The organism is Paenibacillus sp. FSL R5-0341, from assembly GCF_037975235.1.
GTDB classification, from domain to species: domain Bacteria; phylum Bacillota; class Bacilli; order Paenibacillales; family Paenibacillaceae; genus Paenibacillus; species Paenibacillus amylolyticus_A.
On record NZ_CP150241.1, the window covers coordinates 2,042,982 to 2,060,148 of the forward strand.

Annotated in this window: 17 protein-coding genes; 15 read left to right on the forward strand and 2 right to left on the reverse strand. The window is 46.0% G+C overall.

Features of this window, described 5'->3' with window-relative positions:
* Nucleotides 1–184: 184 nt before the first annotated feature.
* From MKX75_RS09320 to MKX75_RS09355, 8 genes are all read left to right on the forward strand, one after another.
* Nucleotides 185–676 (forward strand): phosphatidylglycerophosphatase A, encoded by a 492-nt coding sequence (locus MKX75_RS09320; protein ID WP_062833545.1) that lies wholly within the window; start codon nucleotides 185–187, stop codon nucleotides 674–676.
* 282 nt (nucleotides 677–958) lie between these two features.
* Complete coding sequence (locus tag MKX75_RS09325) at nucleotides 959–1,147, forward strand: hypothetical protein (RefSeq protein WP_017689496.1); 189 nt, start codon at nucleotides 959–961, stop codon at nucleotides 1,145–1,147.
* A 207-nt stretch (nucleotides 1,148–1,354) separates the two neighbouring features.
* Complete coding sequence (locus MKX75_RS09330; RefSeq protein ID WP_268801799.1) at nucleotides 1,355–1,489, forward strand: hypothetical protein; 135 nt, start codon at nucleotides 1,355–1,357, stop codon at nucleotides 1,487–1,489.
* A 63-nt stretch (nucleotides 1,490–1,552) separates the two neighbouring features.
* Nucleotides 1,553–2,446, forward strand: a complete 894-nt coding sequence (gene accD, locus MKX75_RS09335) for an acetyl-CoA carboxylase, carboxyltransferase subunit beta (RefSeq protein WP_036609844.1) — start codon at nucleotides 1,553–1,555, stop codon at nucleotides 2,444–2,446.
* On the forward strand, nucleotides 2,447–3,478 hold the full coding sequence (locus tag MKX75_RS09340; RefSeq protein ID WP_062833546.1) for an acetyl-CoA carboxylase carboxyltransferase subunit alpha: 1,032 nt from the start codon (nucleotides 2,447–2,449) through the stop codon (nucleotides 3,476–3,478). It begins immediately after the preceding gene.
* Nucleotides 3,479–3,583: 105 nt separating this feature from the next.
* Nucleotides 3,584–5,011, forward strand: coding sequence for a pyruvate kinase (gene pyk / locus MKX75_RS09345; protein WP_062833547.1), 1,428 nt, complete (start codon nucleotides 3,584–3,586; stop codon nucleotides 5,009–5,011).
* Nucleotides 5,012–5,143: 132 nt separating this feature from the next.
* Complete coding sequence (locus MKX75_RS09350; RefSeq protein WP_062833548.1) at nucleotides 5,144–5,650, forward strand: thioesterase family protein; 507 nt, start codon at nucleotides 5,144–5,146, stop codon at nucleotides 5,648–5,650.
* Between the two features lie 7 nt (nucleotides 5,651–5,657).
* Nucleotides 5,658–6,056, forward strand: a complete 399-nt coding sequence (locus MKX75_RS09355) for an FxsA family protein (protein ID WP_062833549.1) — start codon at nucleotides 5,658–5,660, stop codon at nucleotides 6,054–6,056.
* A gap of 100 nt (nucleotides 6,057–6,156) precedes the next feature.
* On the opposite strand, the gene ytvI is transcribed toward MKX75_RS09355, so the two are convergent.
* The gene (gene ytvI / locus MKX75_RS09360; protein WP_339169387.1) at nucleotides 6,157–7,275 is read right to left on the reverse strand and encodes a sporulation integral membrane protein YtvI; all 1,119 of its coding nucleotides are present in this window, start codon (nucleotides 7,273–7,275) and stop codon (nucleotides 6,157–6,159) included.
* Nucleotides 7,276–7,773: 498 nt separating this feature from the next.
* Here ytvI and citZ point away from each other — a divergent pair, with 498 nt between their 5' ends.
* The 4 genes from citZ to MKX75_RS09380 all read left to right on the forward strand — a co-directional run bounded on the left by citZ (nucleotide 7,774) and on the right by MKX75_RS09380 (nucleotide 11,843).
* Complete coding sequence (gene citZ, locus MKX75_RS09365; protein WP_076330334.1) at nucleotides 7,774–8,886, forward strand: citrate synthase; 1,113 nt, start codon at nucleotides 7,774–7,776, stop codon at nucleotides 8,884–8,886.
* Nucleotides 8,887–9,032: 146 nt separating this feature from the next.
* On the forward strand, nucleotides 9,033–10,325 hold the full coding sequence (icd, locus tag MKX75_RS09370; RefSeq protein ID WP_076330335.1) for an NADP-dependent isocitrate dehydrogenase: 1,293 nt from the start codon (nucleotides 9,033–9,035) through the stop codon (nucleotides 10,323–10,325).
* A 15-nt stretch (nucleotides 10,326–10,340) separates the two neighbouring features.
* Entirely contained in the window at nucleotides 10,341–11,282 is a 942-nt protein-coding gene (gene mdh, locus MKX75_RS09375; protein ID WP_076330336.1) for a malate dehydrogenase, read from the forward strand.
* A gap of 135 nt (nucleotides 11,283–11,417) precedes the next feature.
* Nucleotides 11,418–11,843, forward strand: a complete 426-nt coding sequence (locus MKX75_RS09380) for a hypothetical protein (RefSeq protein WP_139331820.1) — start codon at nucleotides 11,418–11,420, stop codon at nucleotides 11,841–11,843.
* Nucleotides 11,844–12,107: 264 nt separating this feature from the next.
* On the opposite strand, the gene MKX75_RS09385 is transcribed toward MKX75_RS09380, so the two are convergent.
* On the reverse strand, nucleotides 12,108–13,667 hold the full coding sequence (locus MKX75_RS09385) for a histidine kinase N-terminal 7TM domain-containing protein (RefSeq protein ID WP_339169390.1): 1,560 nt from the start codon (nucleotides 13,665–13,667) through the stop codon (nucleotides 12,108–12,110).
* A 352-nt stretch (nucleotides 13,668–14,019) separates the two neighbouring features.
* Here MKX75_RS09385 and MKX75_RS09390 point away from each other — a divergent pair, with 352 nt between their 5' ends.
* The 3 genes from MKX75_RS09390 (at nucleotide 14,020) to MKX75_RS09400 (ending at nucleotide 17,075) form a co-directional block, all read left to right on the forward strand.
* On the forward strand, nucleotides 14,020–14,367 hold the full coding sequence (locus tag MKX75_RS09390; protein ID WP_145146775.1) for a cupin domain-containing protein: 348 nt from the start codon (nucleotides 14,020–14,022) through the stop codon (nucleotides 14,365–14,367).
* A gap of 43 nt (nucleotides 14,368–14,410) precedes the next feature.
* Nucleotides 14,411–16,231, forward strand: coding sequence for an ATP-binding protein (locus MKX75_RS09395; protein WP_339169391.1), 1,821 nt, complete (start codon nucleotides 14,411–14,413; stop codon nucleotides 16,229–16,231).
* Nucleotides 16,232–16,346: 115 nt separating this feature from the next.
* Nucleotides 16,347–17,075, forward strand: coding sequence for a response regulator transcription factor (locus MKX75_RS09400; protein WP_062833557.1), 729 nt, complete (start codon nucleotides 16,347–16,349; stop codon nucleotides 17,073–17,075).
* Nucleotides 17,076–17,167: the final 92 nt, after the last annotated feature.

Consider the following 17,167-nt stretch of genomic DNA (forward strand, 5'->3'; position numbering starts at 1 on the left):
GAATTGCAGACCAGTTATAGGCTAGCTGAAGACCAGAGCGGAATGTACAATCCTTTATCAGTCCAGGATGTTACTGGCATTAACCATCCGCACATTTTATGAACATTTTAACAGGTTGCTGCATACACTTGAGAACACCGAAGGACCTCGCGGTCCTCGGGGGATTGATGCGGGAGGTCGAGATATGTCATATGAAATCGTAGAAGCCATGCTGGCCCGGCGGGGTGTACGGATTGATGCCATCGCAGCAATTGTATACCGTCTGCAAAAAGGGTACCACCCCGAACTGACCTTGGACGACTGTGTAACCAGCGTGAAATCCGTTCTGCAGAAACGAGAGGTGCAATATACGCTCTATACCGGTATTGCTCTCGACGAACTTGCGGAGAAAAAACTCTTGCCTCAACCGTTACAGGCTATTATGGAAGCGGATGAATCCCTGTATGGAGTGGACGAGACTCTGGCCCTCGGCATTACTCATGTGTATGGTATGATCGGTTTAACCAGCTTTGGTTATCTGGATAAAGAAAAAATAGGTGTTATTCATGATTTGAACGAACACGCAACAGCCATTCATGTCTTTTTGGATGATCTGGTCGCAGGGGTGGCGGCTGCCGCATCTGCCCGGATTGCACACAAAAATATTAAAGCCAAAAAATACCCCTCAGACCTGTAACCCCCTGCATTTCCATGCTTATATGCTGTTGTCACTCCAATGGCTCATATGAAGTCATCAAGGGCGGCTGAGGCTGCCCTGATAGGCTTGCTGCTGCTTGTCGGAGGGGCTGCACAAGAAGATTTCGTCAACCATATGAGTTATTCGTGGGGGACAAACGTCCCTCATGATCCCGAATTCTCCCCAAAGGTCCCGAACCCTTTCTTGCAGAAAAAAAGTGAGGTATGTTATCATTAGTCCAATATACGGGCTCTGAACATTAGCTTAGGGGGCGGACAAGGCATGTGGACGGTGATTTACATTGCGCCGACAGCAAAGGTTGCGGACAAGATCAAGACCAAGCTTTCGGAAGAAGGTTTTCTGGTACAGACCCGTCCCATCAGTTTATCCAAGCAGCAATTTGAGATTCGCGTCCCTTCTGGGGAATTGGAAGAGGTCCAGGAAGTGCTGAATTCCATTCTGCATTCCTGATTCGTTCGACATCGACGTGCCTTGGCAGATGAAGAAGTACCATCGGTACATAAGGGACTAATCGCGTAAGCGGAGAGAGGAATCGACTTGCATGTATTGTATGCTGCTGTCCTTCCTTCTTTTTTTGTTAGGACAAGGACCGACCTGGTTGCTCCCGGAGACCCTACCAAGATAGATTCAAACATCGGCGCAACAATCTTTCGGTTATTGCAGGTAACATCAATCGTGCTGACAGAAGCCGCTGATCCTTGCCCTGTACCGGCGGATTTTTTTGTTGTGAATGCTGGACAAGGCCCATGGCAGCGTGTGGGTCGTAAGCGGTTTACCGTAGCACGCGGATGAAGCTGCCACAAGCAGCGAACTGCAGGTTGCGGCCATCAAATCAACGGCTGGAGAGGTGTAGTTGTGTTCAAAGATATATTCCAGAAGAAACGGAAGTACGCTACCATACCTTCCGAGCGTGCGCTTCCCGGCGAAGGCCAGGAAGTCCTAGAACGCCCAAAACGTGAAATACCTGAAGGGCTTATGAACAAGTGCAGCAAATGCGGCACCATTCAATATAGCAAGGAATTGGAGAAAAATCTGAAAGTATGTCCTGCTTGCGGTTACCATATGCGCCTTAACGCTATGGAGCGCATTGCTATGGTACTTGATGATCAAGGGTTTGTTGAGTTTGACGCTGATATGATATCGGTTGATCCACTTGGCTTTCCTGGATATAGCAACAAACTGGAACAACAGCGCCTGAAATCGGGTCTGAAAGAAGCGGTAATTACGGGGGAAGGAACCATTGATGGCCTGCCTGTAGTTGTCGCTGTCATGAGTTTTGATTTCTTCACGGGCAGTATGGGTTCGGTTGTTGGGGAGAAAATCACCCGTGCCATTGAGCATGCAACAGAGAAACGCCTGCCATTGATCATTTTCTCCACATCAGGTGGTGCCCGGATGCAGGAGAGTATTCTCAGTCTCATGCAAATGGCCAAAACAAGCGCAGCTTTATCCCGTTTGGATGAACAGGGCGGGCTGTACATTTCGGTCATTACGGACCCAACGACAGGTGGAGTCTCGGCAAGTTTTGCGAGCCTTGGCGATATTAACATTGCCGAACCTGGCGCTGTATTTGGTTTTGCCGGCAGAATCGTTATCGAACAGACGATCCGTCAGAAGTTACCTGATGATTTCCAGACGGCTGAATTTAATATGCAACACGGTCAGTTGGACATGGTTGTGCACCGGAAAGAACTTCGGGCCACTCTTGGCAAGCTTCTGGATATGCATAGTGAAAAAGGAGGGGTCTAAATGGCGGGTGAGTTGCCATATGAAGCGCCTCTGGTTGAGATGCGCAAAAAGATTGATGAACTCGTACAGTTTGGACAGGAAAAAGGCATCGACTTTACGGACGAGATTGCCCGCCTGGAAGAGCGTTACCATAGACTTGAAGAAGAGATCTACACAGGCATAACGGCAGCTCAGAAGATGCATCTGGCGCGTCATCAGCAGCGCCCAACTGCGCTGGATCTGATCCAGCTGATATTTACGGACTTCATTGAGCTTCACGGCGACCGCATGTTCGGAGATGATCTTGCGGTTGTTGGTGGGCTTGCCAAGTTCAATGGAAAGACAGTAACGGTAATTGGACAACAGCGGGGGAAAGATACGAAGGATAATATCGCCCGCTTTTTCGGGAGCGCTCATCCGGAAGGTTTCCGAAAAGGGCTACGTCTGATGAAACAAGCGAACAAATTTGGTCGCCCTATTATTACGTTTATTGATACTAAAGGGGCGTATCCGGGTAATACTGCAGAAGAGAGAGGTCAATCGGAAGCTATTGCGCGCAACCTGATGGAAATGGCGAAGCTTTCGGTACCTGTTATTGTTGTGGTCATCGGCGAAGGTGGAAGCGGCGGTGCCCTCGCTATGGCTGTGGGTAATCGTGTGTTGATGCTGGAACATGCGATCTATTCTGCGATCTCTCCGAACGGGGCTGCTTCGATTCTCTGGAAGGATGCATCCAAGGCAGATCAGGCGGCTGAAGCGATGAAAATAACAGCCAAAGACCTTCTGGAGATGGAAGTCATTGAAGATATCATCCCTGAGCCACGCGGCGGTGCTCACCGGGATTATGAAGCGTCTGCTGCTTTCATCAGCGAAGCTTTGGTCCGTCATCTCGACGAGATGAAGGGTTGGAGTGGGGATCAGCTGAAACAGGATCGTTATGAGAAATTCCGTAAAATTGGATCGGTCACGTTTGAACCTCAAGCACCCATTGAAGCCCCTCAAGAGCCTGTAGAAGTCGATGTGGCGAGTAATTTGTCGGGAAATGCTGAATAATGTGACGAATTTCCTATACAAATGAGCAAAAGTATAGTAAATTTAATAGTTGGAAAAAGAAAAATAGATAAAGAGATATACCTTTAAAATCGGAGGAAACCCAAAATGCGCAAAACGAAAATTGTATGTACCATTGGTCCATCCAGTGAATCTCTGGAGAACACCAAAAAATTGATTATGGCCGGTATGAATGTGGCCCGTCTGAACTTCTCCCACGGTGATTTCGATGAGCACGGCGGACGGATCATTGCGATTCGCCAAGCATGCGAAGAGTTGAACAAAACAGTAGCAATTCTGCTGGACACCAAAGGACCGGAAATTCGGACAGGTAAACTCGAAGTTGAGCCGATTGAATTGGTTCAAGACGAGTACATCACTTTGACAACAGAAGAAATTCTGGGCACCAAAGAACGTCTTTCCATTACGTATACAGATCTTCCGAATGATGTTGAACCGGGATCTACAATTCTGATCGACGACGGTCTGATCGGACTGACTGTGGTGGAAGTGCAAGGCACCGAGATCAAATGCCGTATCGTTAACGGCGGATCGATCAAAAGCAAAAAAGGTGTTAACGTTCCGGGCGTTGCCATTTCTCTGCCGGGTATCACTGAAAAAGACGCTAACGATATCGTATTCGGTATTGAGCAAGGTGTCGACTTCATCGCCGCTTCTTTTGTTCGTAAAGCGAGTGACGTACTTGAGATTCGTGAACTGCTTGAAAAACACAATGCTGGACATATCCAAATCATCTCCAAAATCGAAAACCAACAAGGTGTCGACAACCTCGATGAAATCCTTGAAGTATCTGACGGCCTGATGGTTGCTCGTGGAGACCTGGGTGTTGAGATTCCTGCGGAAGAAGTACCATTGGTACAAAAACGCATGATCGAAAAATGTAATGTTGCAGGTAAACCGGTTATCACAGCTACACAAATGCTGGATTCCATGCAGCGTAACCCGCGTCCAACACGTGCGGAAGCAAGTGACGTGGCGAATGCGATCTTCGATGGTACGGACGCTATCATGTTGTCTGGTGAGACAGCTGCGGGTAAATACCCAGTTGAATCCGTTCTGACTATGTCCCGTATTGCTGAAAAAGCAGAATCTGCTCTGCCTTACCAAGAGCTGTATCTGAAACAACGTGTTGCTCAACAAACAACCGTTACAGAAGCAATCAGCCAATCGGTTGCCCTCTCAGCTCAAGATCTGAACGCAAAAGCGATCATTACTTCAACTGAATCAGGACACACTGCACGCATGATTTCCAAGTATCGTCCAGAATCTCCAATCATCGCTGTGACAACGGAAGATAGAACTTCCCGTCGTTTGGCTCTGGCTTGGGGTGTAACTCCTGTCAAAGGAAGACTGGTTGATTCCACGGATGCTTTGTTCGAAAATGCAATTGAAGGCGGCGTAAAATCGGGACTTGTTAAAGAAGGAGACCTGGTTGTGATCACAGCTGGTGTACCTTTGGGTCGTTCCGGTTCTACCAACCTGATTAAAGTAAGCCAAATTCCAAACAACGCTTAATTTCGTTTTTGGATGGAGAAGCAACAGGAAAGAAGCAATGGGGCGTTAGTGTCCCGTTGCTTTTTTTCCATCTTAATGACACTTTACAGCGATGTAACACGTATGAATGGTAGAGCGAAGGAGGCCGATAACATGCAGGAACAGATCAACGGTAGCTGGTATGCGGCACGTCTTCGTGTACGCTATCAAGAGAGTGACCAGATGGGCGTGGTCTATCACGCGAACTATTTGAACTGGTTTGAAATCGGTCGCACTGAGATGATTCGCCAAATGGGGTATACATATCGTAAAATGGAGGAACAGGGGTTACTGCTTCCCGTAACCGGACTGGATGTGAAATATCACAAACCTGCCCGATATGATGATGAGATTATCATTTTCACCCGTATTGCTGCATTTAGTGGTCTGCGACTGAACTATGAGTACGACATAAGGCGCATGTCTGAAGAACCTGATGAGCATATGGCGATTGGAGAACGGGTATGGTCAGCGGATGAATCACTCCCCGGTGAACGGCTGGTTACAGGCTCTACCCAGCATGTATGGGTAAATGGGGACTGGAAGCCGGTTCGGCTGGATAAGGCAGCCTCTGAGCTATACAGCGCGCTTGAAAAGGTGTGGCTTTCGGGAAAGGGGTAATACGTCAATGCGAAAATGGATGTGGGCTTTACTATTAATCATTCCGGTGATTGAATTATTTGGTTTCATTCTGATGAGTGACTGGATTGGAGCCGGAAAGACATTGCTTCTCATGATCCTCACGTCCTTGATTGGTATAGCAATGTTGCAGTTTGAAGGGCGAAAAGTACTTGTGGACGCCAAATCCGAGATGGAACGCGGTAAGGTACCTGGAAGAAAAATGGTCGATGGTCTTTTTATTTTTGTCGGTGGTTTCTTGCTATTGATTCCAGGCTTTGTCACGGATCTGATCGGGTTTACACTGGTGTTTCCGTTAACACGTCCGGTATACCGTCTGTTCTTCCTGGGATGGCTGGAGAAAAAAATGAAAAGTGGCAACATCACGTTTTATCGTCGTCCGAAATGAATGAAACATGAGTTGTTATGCAAAAAGGCTCCGCTCAGCAGATGATTACTGTTGAACGAAGCCTTTTTTTATTTGTCCTGCGTGCTCATAAGGTCATGCTTCATCGGACACGTCCGTTGATGATATATGTTCTGAGGTCGCGTAACACGTTAGCCCGATTGAACGCATCGAGGATGACCAGACTGACAGGACCAATAATCAAACCCAGTACACCGAACAGCTTCAAACCTACGAACATGCCAACCAGCGTGGCGAGCGGATCGAGTCCTACACTACTGGCAAGCACCTTTGGTTCAATAATCTGACGGGCAATCAACAAGATAAGATAGATAACACTAATGCCAATCCCCAGATACAGATCCCCATTCATAAACAGATATGCTGCCCAAGGCACCATGACCAGACCGACACCCAGATAAGGAAGCAGATCGACCAAACCAATCATCAGAGCGATGGTGAAGGCTGAATTGACTTGCAATATAAGCAGTCCAATCATGACGAATAGTGCTGTAATCGAGATCATGATCAATTGTGCTCTTGCGTATCCGAACAGTGCCTTCTTAAGGTCAGTCCATATGTCGGATATCGGCTTGCGAATGGAAGAGGGTACCCAACCCGAGACGGTGATGCTATGTCGGGTCCAACTTTTGCTAATGAAGAACGTAGACAACAGAACAACGATTAATACCGCACCCATGTTAGGCAGGGAAGTCAGCAGACTCAGAATCATGTTGAAAAATCCGGTGACCAGATCGGTCACGGCTGTACCTACCGTTTCAGTCGTTTTGCTAATATTGCTGTTGATGGTTTCCTGGTAGTTGGGATTTTCCTTGTAAAATTCATTGATCTGCGTAATCAAGCTCTGAATCGTGTCATTCTGAGTCCAACGTACAAACGTGTCTTTGATCTCATCAACGTGGAGATCGAAACTTGTCGTCAGTGAAATGACTTCTTTCACCATACGGGTAATAGCCGCAGACAGTACCACCGCAATGGCTCCAAAATAAAGGATTAATGAAAGAGTCACAGCGAGCCAGCGGGGAAATCGTGCCCGATGCTGAAGCAGCTTCACCAACGGATTCATGGCATAGGCGATAATCCAGGCGATCGCAAAAGGGTATAAGAGCGGAAACAGCAAGTATATGGCAACGGCGATCAGAACGGTCGCAATAATCACCCATAAGCCGCGGAGCAGACGTTTCATTATAATTCTATCCAAGCATCAACTCTCCTTATTTCAATTAAGCCGACCTATGTATGATGCACGAAGCAGTATTAGAAATAGATGGCTATCTTAATTAATATAGAGCATTTACAAGGTTTTGAAACGCCGGGAGGTTAACCTATACCCGAATCTTTCTTTTGCCTAGAGTATGCCTCAGTATTACAGAATATAGCAATAGAAAGTTCTTCATACGACAGAATTGGTTAAAAAACATTAAATGTCAACCTTGTTTTTGTAAAGGCTTTCAAAAATGCTTTATCACTCCGATAAAGAAGTTTGATGTGCGAATGAACTCTCATCATGTTCACATAAACGACAAAATCCAGTATGATGTTATAAGTAAATACCGATTGACAGATAGGAAAACCGTATTTTGAATTATTTGGTAATTTCAAAATGAAAATGTTTACAAAAAGAGGATAGGTGCATTTTGGCACTTATATGACACTCTGGAATGGTTCCTGATTTCGCTTATTAAAGGAGAGATGTAATATGACAGCTACCAAAGGTCTGGAAGGCATTGTTGCAACAACCTCTTCGATCAGCTCTATTGTAGACGGTGTGCTTACATACCGTGGTTACGATATCGACGATTTGGCTGAACATGCCAGCTTTGAAGAAGTTGCCTATTTGTTGTGGTTTGGTAAATTGCCGACAACAGATGAACTGAAATCCCTTCGCAAAAGCCTGAGCGATTACGCGCCGATTCCGAGCGAGTTGATTGCACAAATCCAATTGTATCCGAAAAACGTCAGTACCATGGCAGCACTTCGTTCCGCAATCTCTGCACTTGCACTGTACGACGAGCAAGCTGATGAGATGACAACGGAAGCGAATGAGAACAAAGCCGTTAAGTTGCAAGCACAGTTGCCAACGATTGTGGCAGCCATCGCCCGTATTCGTCAGGGCAAAGAACCTGTGGCTCCAAAAGAAGGCGCTTCCATCGCAGAGAACTTTTTATATATGATGACTGGTGAAGAACCATCCGAGACCGCAGTAAAAGCATTGGACCAAGCGCTTGTCCTGCATGCGGATCACGAGTTGAACGCTTCGACATTTGCAGCACGCGTAACGGTTGCAACGCTGTCGGATATCTATTCCGGTGTAACTTCCGCCATTGGCGCACTGAAGGGACCACTCCATGGCGGTGCGAACGAAGCCGTTATGAAAATGTTGAATGAGATCGGTACGCCAGATCGTCTAGAAGCGGCTATTCAGGAAAAACTGAACAACCGTGAAAAGATTATGGGCTTTGGACATCGCGTATACAAAAACGGTGATCCACGTGCCAAACATCTGCAGAAGATGTCCAAGGAACTGGGCGAGCTGAACAATGACACACGTCTGTATGATATGTCTGTGAAGATCGAGGAGCTGGTAACAGGACAAAAAGGACTGAAGCCAAACGTAGACTTCTATTCTGCTTCTGTATATACCCAACTGGATATTCAACAGGAATTGTTTACGCCGATCTTTGCCATCAGCCGGGTATCTGGTTGGACTGCGCACATTTTGGAACAGCTTGCGGACAATCGCATCATTCGTCCACGTGCGGAGTACACTGGCCCTGCAGAACAAAAATACGTTTCTATTGAACTTCGCTAATAGCCGCAAAAACAGTATAATAATAAGGACGAGGTGAAGGGCTGGAAAGCAGAGGCGTTACTTGCTTGGGCTCTCAGGACCCTTCCCTCAATAAGACTAGTGGTATTATAAATACTGCACATATGAAACCTAGGAGGAATTTAACTATGAAATTAGAAAAATTTGCTCACCCAACTGAAGGCGAAAAAATTCAAATTGATAACGGTACACTTCAAGTACCTAGTAACCCGATCATTCCATTTATCGAAGGTGACGGTACAGGCCGTGACATCTGGAAAGCTTCCAAGCGTGTATTGGATGCAGCTGTTGAAAAAGCATACGATGGCAACAAAAAAATTGCATGGTATGAAGTGTTTGCTGGACAAAAAGCATTCGATACATACGGTGAGTGGTTGCCGAATGATACGCTTGAAGCCATTCGCGAGTATATCGTAGCGATTAAAGGACCATTGACTACGCCAATCGGTGGCGGTATTCGTTCCCTGAACGTAGCCCTGCGTCAAGAGCTTGACCTGTACACTTGCTTGCGTCCTGTTCGTTATTTCGACGGTGTACCTTCTCCGGTTAAACGTCCTGAGTTGGTAGACATGGTCATTTTCCGTGAGAATACGGAAGATATCTATGCAGGAATCGAGTATGCTGAAGGTTCTGAAGAAGTGAAAAAAGTAATCCAGTTCCTGCAACAAGAGATGGGTGCTAACAAAATCCGTTTCCCTGAGACTTCCGGTATTGGTATCAAACCAGTTTCTTCCGAAGGTTCGAAACGTCTGGTACGTGCAGCAATTCAATATGCAATTGATCATAACCGTAAGAGTGTTACCTTGGTACACAAAGGTAATATCATGAAATTTACTGAAGGTGCCTTCAAAAACTGGGGATACGAAGTGGCTGAAGAAGAGTTCGCTGACAAAGTATTCACTTGGGCACAATATGATATCATCAAAGATAACGAAGGTACAGATGCAGCGAATGCAGCACAAAAAGCCGCTGAAGATGCTGGTAAAATCATCGTAAAAGATGCAATTGCCGATATCGCTCTGCAACAAGTATTGACTCGTCCAGGTGAATTCGATGTGATCGCAACATTGAACCTGAACGGTGACTATCTGTCCGATGCACTTGCAGCGCAAGTTGGTGGAATTGGTATCGCTCCTGGAGCGAACATCAACTACGTAACAGGACATGCTATCTTCGAAGCAACTCACGGTACTGCACCTAAATACGCGGACAAAGATGTCGTGAACCCTGGTTCCGTTATTCTGTCCGGCGTAATGTTGCTTGAGCACTTGGGCTGGCAAGAAGCAGCTAACCTGATCTACAAAGGTATGGAAACATCCATTAACAATAAAACAGTAACGTATGACTTTGCACGTCTGATGGACGGCGCTACTGAAGTGAAATGTTCTGAATTCGCGGATCAAATCATTAAAAACCTGTAAGGGGAGATGTGAATCTTGACTATTCAGCGCAAAAAAATCACAGTAGTCGGCGCCGGGTTTACCGGTGCTACGACCGCATTAATGCTTGCCCAAAAAGAACTCGGGGATGTTGTGCTGGTTGATATTCCTCAACTGGAGAACCCGACGAAGGGGAAAGCACTCGATATGATGGAAGCAAGTCCTGTTCAAGGATTTGACAGTCATATCGTCGGCACTTCCAACTACGAAGATACTGCAGGTTCTGAGATTGTAATCATCACGGCGGGTATCGCCCGTAAACCGGGTATGAGCCGCGATGATCTGGTCAATACGAATGCGGGTATCGTGAAGTCCGTTTGTGAAAATGTGAAAAAATATTGCCCTGATTCCATCGTCATTATTCTAAGCAACCCGGTGGATGCGATGACTTATGCTGCTTATCAGACCCTGGGTTTTCCTAAAAACCGTGTTATCGGTCAGTCAGGTGTTCTGGATACAGCACGTTATTGTACCTTCATTGCGCAAGAGTTGAATGTATCTGTTGAAGATGTTCGTGGATTCGTTCTTGGCGGCCACGGAGACGATATGGTACCTCTCGTTCGTTATTCGAGCGTAGGTGGCATTCCAATCGATACGCTGATTCCGGCAGACCGAATCGAATCCATCGTTCAGCGCACACGTGTTGGCGGTGGTGAAATCGTGAATCTGCTCGGTAACGGCAGTGCCTATTATGCACCGGCGGCTTCACTCGTTCAGATGACCGAAGCGATTTTGAAGGACAAGAAACGCATTATTCCAGTGATCGCTTATCTTGAAGGTGAGTATGGCTATAATGATCTGTTCCTCGGTGTACCAACCATTCTGGGCGGTAACGGCATTGAGAAAATATTCGAACTTGAACTGACCGCGGAAGAAAAAGCAGGATTGGATAAATCTGCTGACTCGGTTCGCAACGTCATTTCGGTAGTAAATCTGTAAGTTTGAAAACTTTTTGAACAGTGATAGAGAGAAAACCTCCGGTAAACCCGGAGGTTTTCTTTTCTTTGGATAAGTTCCCCAGTATAATGGGATGTGATGTATAGCACACCGAAAATGTTGAGGAGGATGAAAATTTTGGGAATGATTATGTATCTGCTCCATATTGTTGGAGCACTGGCGATGGGGTTCTATCTGATTCTGCCATTCGTAGTCGGTAAAATCCGTACTTTGAATGCTGCAGCACAAGAGGGAGCATTTGCGTCGCTACGTTCTTTGAACAAAGTCGCGCAGTATGGACTTGTGATTCAACTTCTAACAGGCGGTTACCTGATGACAAAAGGTGAGTATTCTCATATCTGGATGGCTGTCGTTGTCGTTCTGCTCTTGGCTATTGCGGCTATTGGAGGAATTATGGGTAAACCGCTGCGACTCGCTGCAGAAGGTGTGAAAAACAAACGTGATGTAGGTCCTGAACAAAGCAAGATCCGTATGTTCAGTACACTGTTGGCTGTATTTTTGCTAATCATGGTGTACCTGATGGTGAATAGCCAGGTGATCTAATTAAGTTGAACCCGTTTAATTTACCATTACGGAATGTATTATTAGTGGTATGTTAAGCGTTTGCACATGCAACAAGGACAAGCTGATTAAGGTGTAGATGGTGTATACGTTATAACGAATGAAAAATAGACAGCCTCTTGGGCTGTCTATTTTAGTTGTTGCGATGAAGAGATCGGCAGAGAGTCAGGTTATGTGAACTGGAGCTACAGAGATGGCTATCAAACATGCCACCATACATACCCCATCAGACACGGTCAGTATTGGTTAGACTGTACTCACAGCATGGACACGAACTGCATTCCGACCATTGCGCTTGGACTCGTATAAGGCAGTGTCAGCGTCGCGTAACAAGGACTCCAGCGAATCCACACCTCCATTGTACTGAGCAATACCAAAGCTTGAGGTCAGTGTAATAGGGACTCCCTGAACATCGAGCGGTTCATTCAACAAGGCAACTCTCAGTTGCTCTGCAAGTTTCTCGGCTTCCTGGAGGGAGGTATTCGGAAGAGCGATCACGAACTCTTCTCCTCCATAACGAGCAAACAACATTTCAGGGCTCAGGTAACGATTACAGACGGAGACAACATGAATGATAGCCTGATCGCCAACATCATGCCCGTACGTATCGTTGATGCGTTTAAAGTGATCAATATCAAATAATATAAATGAGGCAGGTTGCAGATTAAGGAGGGCTTCACTTAAAATTTCTCGACCTTTATGCAAAAATTGAGTACGGTTGTAAATTTTAGTCAGACCATCGAAATAAGCCAGTTGCTTCAGTTGTTCTTGCAAGAAACGTTGTTCCGTTATATCGATGAGCATAATTAGACTGCCCACGGTCTGCGCATCTTTGTTATACACGTAAGATGTCCTGACCTGATAACATACGGTCTCTCCATTTAACTGCCAGTACAGATCCATTTGCAATCCTTCCCTGCCGTATTCAACCGGAAAAGTCTCTCCAGCAAGGTTAAGCCATATGTCATCCAAGGGTCGGCCGATCATGGTCGGATTAATCTCCGGCAACATGTCACGCATAGATCGGTTGTAATCGACCAGACGATTGGAACTATCCAGTACGATAACACCTTCACGCATGCTCTCGAAAATACTGTCCTTGGCGATCGGCACGATGGTCAGGAGACGAGAGGATAGAATCGCCCAGATATACATGGCAGATGTGATACACATGAGCACCGGTACAGGGTCCATGCCGCCTGGCGTCAAACCAAGCAAGTACAAAAAAGCTGCGACCATGGGAATAATCTGCGAAGTGATAAGCGTAAGTAATTGACGACGATACATCTTCTTGGTGTGTTTCCATTGTCCGATCAGAATAAGACAGGCACACAACAAACATGAGAACGTGAATGCACCGTGTACAACATACCATTGGCCTACTGCGATATCCATCAGAGGTACCGAACTATCTTCTCTTAGCCATACTTTTTTATAAAAAAGATGATGAAAATCATTGGTTGCTACCATACATAGCGTAATGGAAGGGATTACAAACAGCGCGGCAGTTACCTTTTTGGATAGCGTTCTCCCGGTATATTTTATCATCAGGATGAGACCAAGAGATGCGGAGAAGGGCATGCCTATATACTCCACGGTGGTCCAAAATTTCATCTGTTCCAGCGTGTTGCTGGCCAGCTCAATGGCATACCCGAAGGTATATATGGAGAGTGCTGCTGTGTAGAGAATGAATACTTTGGAACTGGGGATCTCGGATCTTCTGAAATAGGTATATAAACACAAAAAGACATTCAGCACAGCTGAAGTGGCTACAAGTGTTATATATGAATTAATGTGCGATTCCATTGTCAGGTCTCCATGTCAGGTTAGAATGATCAAGCCTGTAATGTTAGTCAAAGCATATCTGTATACTGTACATTGTACATCAGCCCAAGCAGCATAGGAATACACTTTGTATCATGAAACAGTCTAATTTCGAATAAATTTCGAATTTTCGGCAAATTGATGAAGATCAAATATCTCAGTCTTCTTTTTACAAAAGTCGGGATCAGTCTTCATACAACCATGATATTTTAGGATTAGCCTTGTCTAAAGTTGACTGTAGTCAAGATCGATATGTTTCCTCATGAATGGGAATAGTCACCATGTCATCTGTGATATGATAGACCGAGCAAGTTTACTTCAGGAGGACAGTCATATGAAAATGAGCAAACAAAATGCAGCACATTATATATGGGGCGGGCAGTGCGATGGTTGGCACCTCGTTCAAAATGAAACACTCAGCATTATTCATGAACGAATGCCCGCAGGAACGGCTGAAATCCGACATTATCATTCGATAAGCCGTCAGTTCTTTTTTATTCTCAGCGGTGAAGCCTGTATGGAACTTAATGGGGACACGGTTGTGCTGGAACCCCATGAAGGGATTGAGATTCCTCCAGGAGAGCCTCATCAGATGATGAACCGGAGCGATGAAGAAGTGGAGTTTCTCGTTATTTCCAATCCTGGTACCCGCGGGGATCGAATTGAACTGGATTCATTGTAGAGTAAGACATTAGATATTAATCTGATCATAAAGGAAGAGATAGATGAGACCGTTCCGAATTCGCCTTGCCATCATTATGATGGTGCTGATCGGCGTATCCGTCATTGTGGCTGGATATACGATGGGCAGAGTGTTTAAGACTACGCATACGACCGCACTGGAGCAAACGATGGTGCGCGAGATTAATTTGCTCAAAGCAACCTTCCCGTTCCATGATGCAAGTGATCCAACCTCGCAAGCTACACGAAAGTATTATTCAGATCGGGCGCTGGAATTAGATCGCCTAACGGATTCCCGGGTAACTTTCATCAATAAAGATGGCACGGTCATCGGAGATTCCGAGAGTGATCCGGCATCGATGGATAACCACTTGAACCGAGAGGAGATTAAGGGTGCCGTTGGAGATGGATACGGGCAGTCCATACGTTACAGTGAAACACTGGGACAGGACATGCTGTACGTGGCACTACCTGTGAATTCGGATCAAAGTGACATGATTGAAATTCCGAGCGGCAAATTTGATGGCTATATTCGTCTTTCCATGAGTTTGCAGGCTGTTGATCAGGGGCTTCAGCGTGGATGGATGATCATGTTTGCTGCACTGGGACTGCTGTTCCTGATTGTCGCGTTTGTCAGTTATCGGGTTGCACGCGGATTAACCTCGCCGATTGAGCATATTACGAAAGTGGCCCATCGCATTACCAAGCTGGAATACGATGCGAGAGTGGACGTCACGCGTAGAGATGAGATCGGACAGCTGGGGCTTGCGATAAACGGAATGGCAGACAGCTTGCAGTCTCAGCTGAAGACGATTCGTGACAATGAAGCGCTGCTACAGAGTGTCCTGGCGAATATGACCGGAGGCATTGTCATGATCGATGCAGGGCAATCCATTGCACTGGTCAATCGGGAAGCGGAGCGTATGTTAGGTATTCAGGCAGGTAAGGTTACAGGTAAGCCTTATACTGAACTGAAAAGACACTACGAATTAACCCGTACCATTGAAGAGAGTGTTGCCCTGAAAGAACGGATGCATGAAGAAGTGAGTGTATTCAACCCGGAGGAAAAATTGATTCGTATTGATGGGGTACCCATGTCCGAAGATGATGGCGGGTATCGAGGCATGTTGTTCCTTTTACAGGACGTGACGGCGATCCGTAGACTGGAGTCGATGCGTAGCGAGTTTGTCGCGAATGTCTCTCACGAGCTCAAGACACCTGTTGCCGCGGTCAAAGGGTTTGCGGAAACGTTGCTCAGTGGCGGGGTACAGGACAAGGAGACGGAGCGCTCATTCCTGAAAATCATCTATGATGAGGGAGATCGACTTAACCGATTGATCGGGGATATTCTGGAGTTATCCAAAATTGAATCCAAACGCGCGCCGCTGCAATGCTCCCCTGTTCATGTACACTCTTTCTTCGAAATGGTGCTGGGCACTTTATCCAAAGTGGCGGAGAAAAAGCAGATTCGTCTGGAAATGCATGTTCCCGAGGAACTGTACATTGAAGCAGATGAGGACAAAATGAAGCAGATATTCATCAATCTCTTATCCAACGGGATCAACTATACGCCCGATGGTGGCCGGGTGAAGTTGCAGGTGACGATGGATAACGATGAGGAAGTCGTGTTTGCGGTGTCGGATACGGGAATTGGCATACCGAAAAAAGATTTGCCGCGAATCTTCGAACGATTCTATCGCGTCGATAAGGGCAGATCCCGTAATTCCGGAGGAACGGGTCTTGGGCTTTCCATCGTGAAGCATCTGGTGGAATTGCATCATGGCAAATTGTCTGTAGAGAGTGAACTAGGCATGGGTACAACGTTCCATGTTATTCTTCCATTCATTCAGGACGAAGAGATGTAGGTGTCAGGTATCAAATGTAAAAAGTATGTATTGTTTTACACAGCGTTAACAATTTAGTGCTATGATAGAAAAAGTGTTGTGGCAACAGACAACCTATGAAGAGAGAAGGGGTATCATGGCACAGCGTTTGCTAGTTATTGAAGATGAACCTACATTATCAAGATTACTCACGTATAACCTGACACAAGAGGGTTATGACGTTACAGCTGAGGATCACGGATCAGCAGGATATGACCGAGCCTTGTCTCAGGAATTTGATCTGATTTTACTGGATCTGATGCTCCCGGGTATGAATGGTCTGGACATTCTGAACAAGTTAAGAATTCAGGGTGTCAGTACACCAGTTATCATTCTGACGGCGAAGACCGGTGAAGCCGAGGTTGTACAGGGGCTGAAATCGGGTGCCGATGATTATATTACCAAACCATTTGGTGTATCGGAGTTATTAGCCAGAGTGGATGCGGTATTAAGACGTTATTCCAATGGTGAAGATTTACCACAGCCTGAGGACAAGGATGGTTCACGAATTATTTTGGGAGAGCTGGAGATCTATCCTCTGAAGTATGAAGTGACACTGGGTGGACAATCCATCAGTCTGCGTCCAAAAGAGTTTGAAGTACTGCTATATTTGGCCAAAAAGCCAGGTGTGGTGCTCACAAGGGATGATCTGATGAACGCGGTGTGGGGCTTCGATTATATTGGAGGTCAACGAACCGTGGATGTTCACGTCAGCTCATTACGTAAAAAGCTGGAGCTAGACCCGGAATCGGTTCACATTGATTCGATTCGCGGTGTAGGTTATAAATTGGTTGTCAAAAGAAAAACTCCCCATCATTCAAGTTAGCAATGATCGGGGAGTTTTATTTTACGTTCATTTAACATAAAGGAAGATTTTTCTTTACGTAGAGGGAGTAGCATGGACTTATCTGAGTGATA

What these genes read in the sequence shown, in the direction of transcription:
- MKX75_RS09325 (WP_017689496.1), top strand. Translation starts at nt 959, where the DNA reads ATGTGGACGGTGATTTACATTGCGCCGACAGCAAAGGTTGCGGACAAG.
- MKX75_RS09385 (WP_339169390.1), bottom strand. Translation starts at nt 13,667, where the DNA reads ATGGAATCGCACATTAATTCATATATAACACTTGTAGCCACTTCAGCT.
- MKX75_RS09350 (WP_062833548.1), top strand. Translation starts at nt 5,144, where the DNA reads ATGCAGGAACAGATCAACGGTAGCTGGTATGCGGCACGTCTTCGTGTA.
- MKX75_RS09390 (WP_145146775.1), top strand. Translation starts at nt 14,020, where the DNA reads ATGAAAATGAGCAAACAAAATGCAGCACATTATATATGGGGCGGGCAG.
- MKX75_RS09355 (WP_062833549.1), top strand. Translation starts at nt 5,658, where the DNA reads ATGCGAAAATGGATGTGGGCTTTACTATTAATCATTCCGGTGATTGAA.
- MKX75_RS09400 (WP_062833557.1), top strand. Translation starts at nt 16,347, where the DNA reads ATGGCACAGCGTTTGCTAGTTATTGAAGATGAACCTACATTATCAAGA.
- MKX75_RS09395 (WP_339169391.1), top strand. Translation starts at nt 14,411, where the DNA reads ATGAGACCGTTCCGAATTCGCCTTGCCATCATTATGATGGTGCTGATC.
- MKX75_RS09320 (WP_062833545.1), top strand. Translation starts at nt 185, where the DNA reads ATGTCATATGAAATCGTAGAAGCCATGCTGGCCCGGCGGGGTGTACGG.
- MKX75_RS09340 (WP_062833546.1), top strand. Translation starts at nt 2,447, where the DNA reads ATGGCGGGTGAGTTGCCATATGAAGCGCCTCTGGTTGAGATGCGCAAA.
- pyk (WP_062833547.1), top strand. Translation starts at nt 3,584, where the DNA reads ATGCGCAAAACGAAAATTGTATGTACCATTGGTCCATCCAGTGAATCT.
- icd (WP_076330335.1), top strand. Translation starts at nt 9,033, where the DNA reads ATGAAATTAGAAAAATTTGCTCACCCAACTGAAGGCGAAAAAATTCAA.
- citZ (WP_076330334.1), top strand. Translation starts at nt 7,774, where the DNA reads ATGACAGCTACCAAAGGTCTGGAAGGCATTGTTGCAACAACCTCTTCG.